The sequence below is a fragment of the Pseudomonas sp. GM48 genome (genome assembly GCF_000282335.1).
In the GTDB taxonomy this organism is placed as follows: Bacteria; Pseudomonadota; Gammaproteobacteria; order Pseudomonadales; family Pseudomonadaceae; genus Aquipseudomonas.
In genome coordinates, this window is record NZ_AKJM01000190.1 from 1 (window position 1) to 10,812 (window position 10,812).

Below are 10,812 nucleotides of genomic sequence, written 5' to 3' on the forward strand. Positions count from 1 at the left end.
GGGCGGCGTGGTAGAGCGAGGTACTCTGCCCCAGCGAACGCTCATGATGGAGGATGCGCAAGGTGTTCAAGCCGTCGTGACGGATCTGCCGCAGTTCATGCAAGGTCGCGTCGGTGCTGCCATCGTCGACCACGATGATTTCGTAAGACTCATCGGCCAGCGCCACGCGGATTTCCTCAAGCAATGGCTTGAGGTTGTTCGCTTCGTTCTTGGCGGGAATCAGTACGGATACAAAAATGTCTTGGCTCATGGGGTCTCTCTCGCCTTTTTTTGATTTTTTCGAGATCAGAGGCGAACGCTTCAAATCTGATAGAACTGCCGATACCACTTCACAAACTCTCCGACGCCGGTTTCGAGCGTCACCTGCGGGCTGAAGCCCACCCACTCGGCCAGTGCCGAAACATCGGCCCAGGTTTTGACCACGTCACCGGCCTGCATCGGCATGTAGTTACGCCGGGCCTGCAGGCCCAAGGCTGACTCCAGGCACTCGACGAAATCCAGCAACGCCACCGGCATTCCGCGACCAATGTTGAAGAGCCGGTTTACCCCGGCGGCAGAGCCTTCCGGCACCGGAGGTTTTGGGCGCAGTTGGGCGATGCCTTCGACAATGTCATCGACGTAGGTAAAGTCGCGCGACATCTGCCCCTGGTTGTAAATGTCGATGGGCAGGTCTTTGAGGATGGCGTCGGTAAACTTGAACAGCGCCATGTCCGGGCGGCCCCATGGACCGTAGACGGTAAAAAAGCGCAGGCCACTGGCTTTCAAGCCATATAGATGGCAATAACTTTCGGCCAGCAGTTCATTGGAGCGCTTGCTGGCGGCGTACAGCGAAACGGGATGTTCGACAGGATCCTCGACACTGAACGGCATTTTACTGTTGGTGCCGTACACCGAACTGCTCGAGGCGTAGATCAGATGTTCGGGGCGATGGTGCCGACAGGCTTCCAGCACATTGAGGAAACCCACCAGGTTCGACTGTGCATAGACATCCGGATTGTCCAGCGAGTAGCGCACCCCGGCTTGAGCCGCCAGGTGCACCACTTCGGTAAAACCGTGCTCCCGGAACAAGCTCATCAGGGCCGGTTTGTCGACAATGTCCATCTTCTGGAAACGAAATCCCGGCAGAGTCTCCAGCACCTTGAGGCGTGCGTGTTTGAGCTCGACATCGTAGTAGTCGTTGAGGTTGTCGATACCGACAACCTCCTGACCCTCGCGGCACAAGCGCTGGACCGTATGAAAACCGATGAAACCGGCTGCACCGGTGACCAGAACGGTCATTGGACGCACGCCAGCGACTGCGCCGTGATCGGCGCGAGATTACTGATCCAGACACTCGTCAGCTTCATGTGTAGTTCCTGCTTATCGCGTCATTCGCGCACGGTTTCGTTGTGAAGCTTATAAAACAGAAACATTTCAGTTTCGATAACGCCGTGCAAAACCTCAGCAAAAAAACATTATTTGGCCGAAACAGCCGATACTATTTGGCCGAATCGTCATGTGGCTTGTAAAACCGGAACAAGCCGATGTCCACGGTCTTGATGTATTCCTTGGCCCAATCCGGCTTGACGGTACGATCATGGAAGTACAGGGCACCCTGGGTGCGATCCGGAAGTTCCTTGTTCAGGGCCTTGCGCGCGATCTCCTTGGCCATCGTGTAAGGCACCTCTTCCTGGACCGAATCGGATTTGCCGTCACACCACCAGGAGAACTGGCAACTCTTGGTTTCCGAGCCTTGCTTGACCACTTTGCACACCGTATCCGGAAAGCCCTCGTGGCCCAGGCGATTCATCACCACGTTGGCCACCGCCTCCATGTCGGCGGAGTCCTTGCCCCTGGCTTCCCAGTAAATGGAGCGGGCCAGGCACGTGATCGCGTCGTCCAGCGGCGCGACGCCCGCCGGGTCTACGGCCTGGACTTCGGACGGGGTAATCGCTTCAGCCTTGGGCGCCGGGGCGGGGCTGTTGTTCTCGGCGGCTTTCTGTTCCAGCACCTCAGCCTTGTTCTCGGCCGCTTGCTGTTTTTGCTGTTGATCCGTAGCGGATACCGGGCCGGCCAGCAAAGTGAGGGCGAGGCAGGTGGCGATCCAGTCGACGCGCATGATCGATGTCACTCGGTGAGTGGTTCGACTCAGTGTAGTAGTGAAATGATTTCTCCCACCCCACTACACTCTGGATAAATCCGTTGTCCGGGATGGGTCAACTTCGCGCATCATGGGCGCAATCTGCTCAAGGGGGATTTTCATGGGTTTCATCTCATCCGCAATGCGTTTTGCCGGTTTGTCACTGAGCCTGTTATTTGCCGCCAACGCCGTGGCAGCGGACGAAGCGCAATTGATCGAGTCGATCAATGTCTACCGCAGCCAACTGCAGCGTTGTGCCGGCCAGGTCCCATCGGAGCTGCCGCCGCTGTCGGCCGACCCGCGCCTGGTGCTGAGCGCCCCGAGCATCGGTGATCTGCAGCAGGCCATGGCCACTGCGGGTTATCCCATGAAGAATGTGCAGGTCATCAGCCTGTCCGGGCCTCGCGATGCAGCCTCGGCGATGAAAGCGATTCAGGAGAGTTTTTGCCAGATCGTCCTCGACCCGCAATTCGTCGATATCGGCGTCAGCCGCCAGGACCGGCAATGGCGCATCGTGGTCGCACGTCCGTTGTTAAGCGCACGCCTGGGCGACTGGCAGACCGAGGGCCAGAAGCTGCTAATCGAACTCAACGCCGCACGGGCCAAGCCGCGTCAATGCGGCACCCAGTCTTTCAATGCAACCGCGCCGCTCGCCTGGAACGCCACGCTGGCCACCGCCGCCGAAGGCAACTCCCGCTCCATGGCCAACAAAAACTACTTTGATCACAAGGACCGCGATGGCCGCACACCGGGCGACCGCGCGGAACTGGCCGGCTACGATTTCCAGCAGATCGGCGAAAACATCGCCGCCGGGCAAGACAGCGTACGCAAGGTGGTCGATGGCTGGCTGGCCAGCCCCGGCCATTGCGCCAACCTGATGAACCCGCAGTTCCGTGAACTGGGCGCGGCGTATGCGACCGATCCGAAGAGTGATGCGGGGATTTACTGGACGGCGATGTTTGGCGCTCAGTAAGAACTGAACCTGACGCAAACAATGTGGCGAGGGAGCTTGCTCCCGCTGGGCTGCGAAGCGGCCCCAAAAGAGGGCCTGCTGCGCAGTCCAGCGGGAGCAAGCTCCCTCGCCACAGGTGATTTGTCACCGCTGCCATTTCGGTTGTCTGGCAGCACGCTTCAGTGAGAACTCATCCCCGCCGCGTGCATCAACATCCGTAACGCCCCCGCCACCACTCCCAACGCAACCACACTGCCCAGCCAGATCAACACCAGCCACCCAAGGCGCTTGTACCAAGGCGCCGGTGCTGGTTCACGGGAATCAATGGTAGCCATCGCCAATCCTCACTTTGCCGCGGAACACGTAGTAGCTCCAGACTGTGTACATCAGGATGATCGGCAATATGAACAGCGCCCCGATCAGGATGAACAACTGGCTGGTCGCCGGTGACGCCGCGGCCCACAGGCTGATCGACGGCGGCACGATGTTCGGCCAGATACTGAACGCCAGGCCGATGTAGCCAAGGAACACCAGCATCAGGGTGAAGGCGAACGGCCAATGGGTGTGGCGTTGGCGCAGGGTCTTGAGCAAGCCGAACATCGCCAGCAAGGCCAGCACCGCCAGGCCACCGAATACCGCCAGGTGCGCGTGAGCAAACCAGCGCGTGGCGATGTCCGGATGCAGGATCGGCGTCCACACACAGATCACACCGATTACCGCCAACAACAGCCAGGCCAACGGACGGGTGAACAGGCGCATCCGCGATTCGAGCATGCCTTCGGTCTTGACCAGCAACCAGGTGCTGCCCAATAGCGCGTAGGCGACGATCAGACCCACACCGCAGAACAGCGGAAACGGCGCCAGCCAGTCCAGCGAACCACCGGCGAACTGCCGGTCGACCACCGGGATGCCAGCGATGTAAGTGCCAATCACCACGCCCTGGGAGAAGGTCGCCAGCAGCGAACCGCCGATGAACGCCATGTCCCAGACATGCCGCTTTTCAGGACTGGCCTTGAAACGAAACTCGAACGCCACGCCGCGAAAGATCAAGCCGCACAACATCAGGATCAGCGGCAGGTACAGCGCTTCCAGAATCACCGAATAGGCCAGCGGAAACGCGCCATACAGCGCCGCGCCTCCCAGCACCAGCCAGGTCTCGTTGCCGTCCCAGACCGGTGCCACGGTGTTCATCATCACATCGCGCTCCTTCGTATCCGGGATCAGCGGAAACAGAATGCCCAACCCCAGGTCGAAGCCGTCCATGATCACGTACATCATCACGCCGAAGGCGATGATCACGCCCCAGATCAGCGATAAATCGATACCTTGAATACCCATGACTCAACTCCCTTCCTTCAATTGACGCGGGCGTCGGTTTCGAGGATTTCGGCGTCGGCGGACAGCGGCCGGCGCGGTGTGATCACCTGATCGGCATGCCCCGCAGGTGCATGCTCGTGATGGGGTTTGGGCCCCTTGGCCACCAGTTTCATCATGTAGCCGATACCCACCGTGAACACCGAGAAATAGATCACCACGAACAGCGCCAACGAGATGCTCAACTGCGTGACGCTGTGATTGGACGCGGCATTCGCGGTACGTTGCAGGCCATACACCACCCACGGTTGGCGCCCCACTTCCGTGGTGATCCACCCGGCCAGCATGGCGATCAGGCCGCTTGGGCCCATCCACAGCATCAGGCGCAGGAACCAGCGGTTGCGGTAAATGGCACCGCTGCGACGCAGGACCAGGCCGAGCACGCCGGCCAGCACCATCAACATGCCCAGCCCGGCCATGACGCGGAAGCTCCAGAAAATAATCGTCGCGTTGGGGCGATCCTCTTTCGGGAAGCTTTTGAGCGCCGGAATCTGTTTGTCGAGGCTGTGGGTCAGGATCAGGCTGCCCAGGTAGGGAATTTCGATGGCGTATTTGGTTTTCTCGGCCTGCATGTCGGGGATGCCGAACAGCACCAGCGGCGTCGCTTCGCTCCCGTTGTTTTCCCAGTGCCCTTCAATCGCGGCGATTTTCGCCGGTTGATGTTCCAGGGTGTTCAAGCCGTGAGCGTCACCGACCACGGCCTGGATCGGGCAGACGATCAACGCCATCCACAACGCCATCGACAGCATTTTGCGCACTTGCTTGGTGTCGTTGCCGCGCAGCAGATGCCACGCCGCCGACGACCCAACAAAGAACGCCGTGGCCACGAACGCGGCAATCGCCATGTGCGCCAGGCGGTACGGGAACGACGGGTTGAACACGATGGCCAGCCAGTCCAGCGGCATCACGCGACCGTCGACGATTTCGAAACCCTGTGGCGTCTGCATCCAGCTGTTGGACGCGAGAATCCAGAAGGTCGAAATCAGCGTGCCGATGGCGACCATCACCGTCGAGAAGAAGTGCAAGCCGCGCCCTACGCGGTTCCAGCCGAACAACATGACCCCGAGGAAACCGGCTTCGAGGAAGAACGCCGTGAGCACTTCATAGGTCAGCAACGGCCCGGTGATGCTGCCGGCGAAGTCGGAGAAGCGGCTCCAGTTGGTGCCGAACTCGTAGGCCATGACCAGCCCCGAGACCACACCCATGCCGAAGTTGACGGCGAAGATTTTCGACCAGAAATGGTAGAGATCGCGGTAGGTGTCGTTGCGGGTCTTCAGCCAAAGCCCTTCGAGCACCGCCAGAAAACTGGCCAGCCCGATGGTGATGGCGGGAAAGATGATGTGGAACGAAACCGTGAACGCGAATTGCATCCGCGCCAGGTCCAGTGCCTCCAGGTTAAACATTTCGATATCCTCATCGCGGATTTAAAACTGTGGGAGCGAGCTTGCTCGCGATGAGGCCGGCACCTTCAACATCAATGGCGCCTGGCACCCTGCAATCGCGAGCAAGCTCGCTCCCACAAAGTCTTGAGTGATCGGCACTACGCAGCGGAGGTCGAAATCAGGCCGTTTGCCTTGGCCTGCTCCAGCCGAATGGCGACGAACTTGGAAGTCGGGGTGAAGGTGCGGTCACCGTAACTTTCCAGCGGCACCAGCGGATTGGTCTCCGGGTAGTACGCCGCCGCCTGACCGGCCGGAATGTCATAGGCGATCAGGGTGAAACCGCTGACCCGACGTTCGCGTTCGTCGTCCCACAGCGCCACCAGGTCGACCTTCTGCCCCGGCTCGAAACCCAGCCGGCGAATGTCCTGTTCGTTGGCGAACACCACGTCGCGCATGCCGTAGACCCCGCGATAGCGGTCATCCAGGCCGTACAGCGTGGTGTTGTACTGATCGTGGGAGCGCATGGTCTGCAGGATCAGGTGCGGCTTGACCGCCAGGTTGCGCACGCCCTCGCTGATCAGATGCTCCGGCAGCACGCTCGGGGTGAACTGGGCTTTGCCGCTGGCGGTTTTCCAGATGCGCTTGGCCGCATCATTCGGCATATGGAAACCGCCCGGGTGCAGCAAGCGCCGGTTGAAATCTTCGAAGCCGGGAATGGTGTCGGCAATCATGTTGCGGATGCGGCCGTAGTCGCCGATGGCCCAGTTCCAGTCGATCGGGTGCTTGCCCAGTGTCGCGGCAGCGATCCCGGCGATGATCGCAGGCTCCGACAGCAGGTGTTTCGACTTCGGTTTCAGTTGGCCGTGGGAGATGTGGATCATGCTGAAAGTGTCTTCCACGGTGACGCCTTGCGGCCCTTCGGCCTGCATGTCGATGTCGGTGCGGCCCAGGCACGGCAGGATCAGCGCTTCACGGCCGGTGACCAGATGGCTGCGATTGAGCTTGGTGGCGATGTGCACGGTGAGGTTGCATTTGCGCAACGCAGCGTGGGTGCGCGGGGTGTCGGGGGTGGCCTGGGCGAAGTTGCCACCCAGAGCGATAAACACTTTCGAACGCCCCTGCTCCATCGCGCTAATCGCCATCACGGTGTTGTGGCCATGTTCACGCGGTGGCTTGAAGGAGAAGCGTTTTTCCAGGGCATTGAGCAAATCGGTGGGTGCCAGCTCGTTGATGCCCATGGTGCGGTCGCCCTGCACGTTACTGTGACCGCGAACCGGCGACAGACCCGCGCCCGGACGGCCGACATTGCCGCGCAGCAGCATCAGGTTGATGACTTCCTGCAGTGTCGGCACCGAGTGCGTGTGCTGGGTCAGGCCCATCGCCCAGCACATGATCACCCGTTTGGCCCGGGCATACATGCGGGCGGCGAGTTCGATGTCAGCCAAAGACATGCCCGACTGCTGCTCGATGTGCTCCCAGCTGGTTGCGTCGACTTCGGCCAGGTAGGCATCCATTCCCGAGGTGTGTTCGGCGATGAACTCATGGTCGAATACCGGCTCACCACCGCTGGCCTGCGCTTCGCGCTCCCACTGCAGCAGGAACTTGACCATGCCGCGCATGACCGCCATGTCGCCGCCGAGTGCCGGGCGGAAGTACGCGGTGTTGGTCGGCTCGGAGCCGTTCATGAGCATTTCGATCGGGTGCTGTGGATGCTGGAAGCGCTCCAGTCCGCGCTCCTTGAGTGGGTTGATGCAGATCACCTGGGCTCCGCGCTTGACCGCTTCACGCAACGGTTCGAGCATCCGCGGGTGGTTGGTGCCGGGGTTCTGGCCGATGACGAAGATCGCGTCGGCATGCTCCAGGTCGTCAAACACCACGGTGCCTTTGCCCACGCCGAGGCTTTCGATCATGCTCACCGCGCTGGCTTCATGGCACATGTTCGAGCAGTCGGGAAAGTTGTTGGTACCGTAGGCCCGGACGAACAACTGATAAAGAAACGCCGCCTCGTTGCTGGCCCGGCCCGAGGTATAGAACTCGGCCTGGTCCGGCGATTCCAGCGCGTTGAGGTGCCGGGCGATCGTCGCGAACGCTTCGTCCCAGGTGGTTTCCACGTAGCGATCGGTGGCAGGGTCATAGCGCATCGGGTGAGTCAGGCGGCCCTGATACTCCAGCCAGTAATCGCTCTGCTCGGCCAGCGCCGACACGCTGTATTTGTTGAAAAACGCCGGGTCAACCAAACGGCCCGTGGCTTCCCAGTTGACCGCCTTGGCGCCGTTTTCGCAGAACTTGACCATGCCGTTTTCCGGCGACTCGCCCCAGGCGCAACCGGGGCAGTCGAAACCGCCGTTCTGGTTGGTCTTGAGCATGGCGCGAATATTCTTCAGCGCGTTTTCACTGCCCAGCCAGTTCCTGGTAACAGCAATCAGCGCCCCCCAACCGGCGGCGGCACCTTTGTAGGGTTTGTAGCGGTCGACTTGAGACATGGTACTTCTCCGTGACCTGATTCAGGCCATTGATCGTTTGACGGAGAAAAGCATATGAACAGGGATTAATTATTGTCTAATCGCTATTTACGACTACATTATCGAAACGCTCTATCACGGGTTTTTAACCTTGTTTTTCAATGACTTGAAATCACTTATAGGCCTTTAAACCACAACAAAAAGTTCATCATCGACCCGCTCGATCACCCGGTTGTTAATAGTGATTGGACGCCCGTTAAAGTTGCTCTTAGCCTGCGCTCAACAAATCCGTTATCTGCGCAATATCTGTAGGAGCGAGCTCGCTCGCGATGGACTCAAGAACACCGTGTTTAGCCAGTTATCACGCGTAATCGTTAACGACCATCGCGAGCGAGCTCGCTCCTACAAAGTCCATTCAACACATACAGTGCCAAGCGAGGGTGTCATGTCAGAACGAGTCTTGATCGATGGCTTCTCCCGGCGCGTGGACTATCTGCGGATGTCGGTCACCGACCGCTGCGATTTCCGTTGCGTGTATTGCATGGCCGAGGACATGCAGTTTCTACCCCGGCAACGGGTGCTGACCCTGGAAGAGATTTATCAACTGGCACATAGCTTCGTGGCGCTGGGCACCCGCAAGATCCGCCTGACCGGCGGCGAGCCGCTGATCCGTCCGGGCGTGGTGCAACTGTGCGAGAAGATCGCCGCCCTGCCCGGCCTGCGTGAACTGTGCATGACCACCAACGGTTCGCAGTTGGCCAGACTGGCCGGGCCGTTGTTCGAGGCCGGGGTCAAGCGCCTCAATATCAGCCTCGACTGCCTGGACCCGCAACGTTTTCGCGAACTGACCCGCACCGGTGACCTGGCGCAGGTCATCAAAGGCATCGACGCGGCCAACCAGGCGGGATTTCGCAACACCAAGCTCAATTGCGTGGTGATGAAGGGCCGCAACGACCATGAGATCAATGACCTGGTGAGCTTCGCCATCGACCGCAACCTCGACATCTCCTTTATCGAGGAAATGCCGTTGGGCACCATCGACGAGCACAGCCGCGCCGAATCGTTTTTCGCAAGCGCCCAGGTCCGCGAACGCATCGCCGAACGCTACACTTTGATTGATTCCGCCGAGTCGACCCAGGGTCCGTCGCGCTACTGGCGCCTGGCCGAGGCGCCACAGATTCGCCTGGGGTTCATCTCACCCCACAGCCACAACTTTTGCGGCACCTGCAATCGGGTGCGGCTGACCGTGGAAGGACGCCTGCTGCTGTGCCTGGGCAATGAGCACTCGGTGGATCTCAAGGCAGTCTTGCGTAGCCACCCCGGACAGCCCGAGCGCCTGGAAAAAGCCATTATCGAGGCGATGAAGCTCAAGCCTTATCGGCACAACTTCGAAGTGAACGACGATGTTCAAGTCGTTCGCTTCATGAACATGACGGGCGGCTGAACCCCATGATCGTGAGACCCAAACCCAACCTGATCGGCGTGCTGACGTCCCTCAAGGGTTCGATCGCCAAGCGCATTGCCTGGCGCAGCCTGATGGTGACGTTGCTCGCCTCGGCTATCGTGCTCATTGAAACCTTGCATCCCAGCTACTTTTCCAAGGTCAGTGCCACGCCCTTCACGCTGCTGGGTTTGTCGTTGTCGATCTTCATGAGCTTTCGCAACAACGCCTGCTACGACCGCTGGTATGAAGCGCGCAAGGCGTGGGGCGATGTGATCGTGGAAATCCGTTCGATGATTCGTGAAACCCTGGTAATCAAGGACGCGGCTGAACGACACACGATCCTCAGCAACCTGTGCGGCTTCGCCCATGCCCTCAACGCGCGGCTGCGCCGGGAAAACGAAATCGCCGCCAGTGGCGACTGGCTGCACCCGATGCCCAAGGGCGACACCACGGACATCAGCGGGCAAATCCTGATGCAGGTCGGTCAGCAGTGCTCGACACTCAATGAGTCCGGGGCGATCAACGACTGGCGCTACACGCTCATGGCCAACCATCTGGCCAGCCTGACCCACGCCCAGGCGGTCTGTGAACGGATCAAACACACCCCGCTACCCTTCCCCTACACCCTGTTGCTGCACCGCACCATCTACCTGTTTTGCATCCTTTTGCCGTTTGCCATGGCCGAACCCCTGGGCTGGCTGACACCGATTTTCACTGCGATTGTCAGCTACACCTTTTTCGGCCTGGATGCGATTGCCGACGAACTGGAAGACCCGTTCGGCCGCGACGAAAACGACCTGCCCACCGACGCCATCGTGCGCAACATCGAACGCGATGTGCTGTCTGCCCTGGGCGTGACGGAACTTCCGCCACAACTGGAGCCGGTGGATTTCGTGCTGAACTGACACTAAAGAAACACACAGAACCTGTGGGAGCGGGCTTGCTCGCGAAGGCGTCAGGTCAGGCAATATCTCTGTTGGATGTGCCGGCCTCTTCGCGAGCAAGCCCGCTCCCACAAGGGATTGTGGTCGGCCGTGGGATTGGCGTTCACTGAAGATCAAAACTGTGGGAGCGGGCTT

At 59.9% G+C, this 10,812-nt stretch carries 10 protein-coding genes; 3 read left to right on the forward strand and 7 right to left on the reverse strand.

What is annotated here, in order from left to right; genetic code table 11:
- From PMI28_RS00325 to PMI28_RS00315, 3 genes are all read right to left on the reverse strand, one after another.
- On the reverse strand, positions 1-250 hold a 250-nt coding region (locus PMI28_RS00325), incomplete at its 3' end, for a glycosyltransferase (protein ID WP_007992886.1).
- A gap of 50 nt (positions 251-300) precedes the next feature.
- The gene (locus PMI28_RS00320; RefSeq protein WP_007992887.1) at positions 301-1,278 is read right to left on the reverse strand and encodes an NAD-dependent epimerase; all 978 of its coding nucleotides are present in this window, start codon (positions 1,276-1,278) and stop codon (positions 301-303) included.
- Between the two features lie 199 nt (positions 1,279-1,477).
- The gene (locus PMI28_RS00315; protein WP_007992889.1) at positions 1,478-2,098 is read right to left on the reverse strand and encodes a cell wall hydrolase; all 621 of its coding nucleotides are present in this window, start codon (positions 2,096-2,098) and stop codon (positions 1,478-1,480) included.
- 142 nt (positions 2,099-2,240) lie between these two features.
- Here PMI28_RS00315 and PMI28_RS00310 point away from each other — a divergent pair, with 142 nt between their 5' ends.
- A complete protein-coding gene (locus PMI28_RS00310; RefSeq protein ID WP_007992890.1) occupies positions 2,241-3,092 on the forward strand; it encodes a CAP domain-containing protein in 852 nt (283 codons plus the stop codon).
- 158 nt (positions 3,093-3,250) lie between these two features.
- Here PMI28_RS00310 and PMI28_RS30270 read toward each other — a convergent pair whose 3' ends face one another.
- The 4 genes from PMI28_RS30270 to PMI28_RS00295 form a co-directional block, all read right to left on the reverse strand.
- A complete protein-coding gene (locus tag PMI28_RS30270; RefSeq protein WP_007992893.1) occupies positions 3,251-3,406 on the reverse strand; it encodes a DUF2474 domain-containing protein in 156 nt (51 codons plus the stop codon).
- Positions 3,393-4,409: a cytochrome d ubiquinol oxidase subunit II gene (cydB, locus tag PMI28_RS00305; RefSeq protein WP_007992894.1), complete on the reverse strand. Its 1,017-nt coding sequence runs from the start codon at positions 4,407-4,409 to the stop codon at positions 3,393-3,395. Before cydB ends, PMI28_RS30270 begins: the two co-directional genes overlap by 14 nt.
- Positions 4,410-4,426: 17 nt before the next feature.
- Complete coding sequence (locus PMI28_RS00300) at positions 4,427-5,848, reverse strand: cytochrome ubiquinol oxidase subunit I (RefSeq protein ID WP_007992895.1); 1,422 nt, start codon at positions 5,846-5,848, stop codon at positions 4,427-4,429.
- A 137-nt stretch (positions 5,849-5,985) separates the two neighbouring features.
- Positions 5,986-8,310: an FdhF/YdeP family oxidoreductase gene (locus PMI28_RS00295; RefSeq protein ID WP_007992896.1), complete on the reverse strand. Its 2,325-nt coding sequence runs from the start codon at positions 8,308-8,310 to the stop codon at positions 5,986-5,988.
- Between the two features lie 424 nt (positions 8,311-8,734).
- On the opposite strand from PMI28_RS00295, the gene moaA reads away from it, so the two are divergent.
- Both moaA and PMI28_RS00285 read left to right on the forward strand, forming a co-directional pair.
- Positions 8,735-9,733: a GTP 3',8-cyclase MoaA gene (moaA, locus tag PMI28_RS00290; protein ID WP_007992897.1), complete on the forward strand. Its 999-nt coding sequence runs from the start codon at positions 8,735-8,737 to the stop codon at positions 9,731-9,733.
- A 5-nt stretch (positions 9,734-9,738) separates the two neighbouring features.
- Complete coding sequence (locus tag PMI28_RS00285; protein ID WP_007992898.1) at positions 9,739-10,638, forward strand: bestrophin family protein; 900 nt, start codon at positions 9,739-9,741, stop codon at positions 10,636-10,638.
- Positions 10,639-10,812: the final 174 nt, after the last annotated feature.

Excerpts from the sequence above, each read along its gene's own strand:
- PMI28_RS00295 (WP_007992896.1), bottom strand. The coding sequence starts at position 8,310 with ATGTCTCAAGTCGACCGCTACAAACCCTACAAAGGTGCCGCCGCCGGT.
- PMI28_RS00310 (WP_007992890.1), top strand. The coding sequence starts at position 2,241 with ATGGGTTTCATCTCATCCGCAATGCGTTTTGCCGGTTTGTCACTGAGC.
- PMI28_RS30270 (WP_007992893.1), bottom strand. The coding sequence starts at position 3,406 with ATGGCTACCATTGATTCCCGTGAACCAGCACCGGCGCCTTGGTACAAG.
- PMI28_RS00285 (WP_007992898.1), top strand. The coding sequence starts at position 9,739 with ATGATCGTGAGACCCAAACCCAACCTGATCGGCGTGCTGACGTCCCTC.
- PMI28_RS00315 (WP_007992889.1), bottom strand. The coding sequence starts at position 2,098 with ATGCGCGTCGACTGGATCGCCACCTGCCTCGCCCTCACTTTGCTGGCC.
- PMI28_RS00320 (WP_007992887.1), bottom strand. The coding sequence starts at position 1,278 with ATGACCGTTCTGGTCACCGGTGCAGCCGGTTTCATCGGTTTTCATACG.
- PMI28_RS00300 (WP_007992895.1), bottom strand. The coding sequence starts at position 5,848 with ATGTTTAACCTGGAGGCACTGGACCTGGCGCGGATGCAATTCGCGTTC.
- moaA (WP_007992897.1), top strand. The coding sequence starts at position 8,735 with ATGTCAGAACGAGTCTTGATCGATGGCTTCTCCCGGCGCGTGGACTAT.
- cydB (WP_007992894.1), bottom strand. The coding sequence starts at position 4,409 with ATGGGTATTCAAGGTATCGATTTATCGCTGATCTGGGGCGTGATCATC.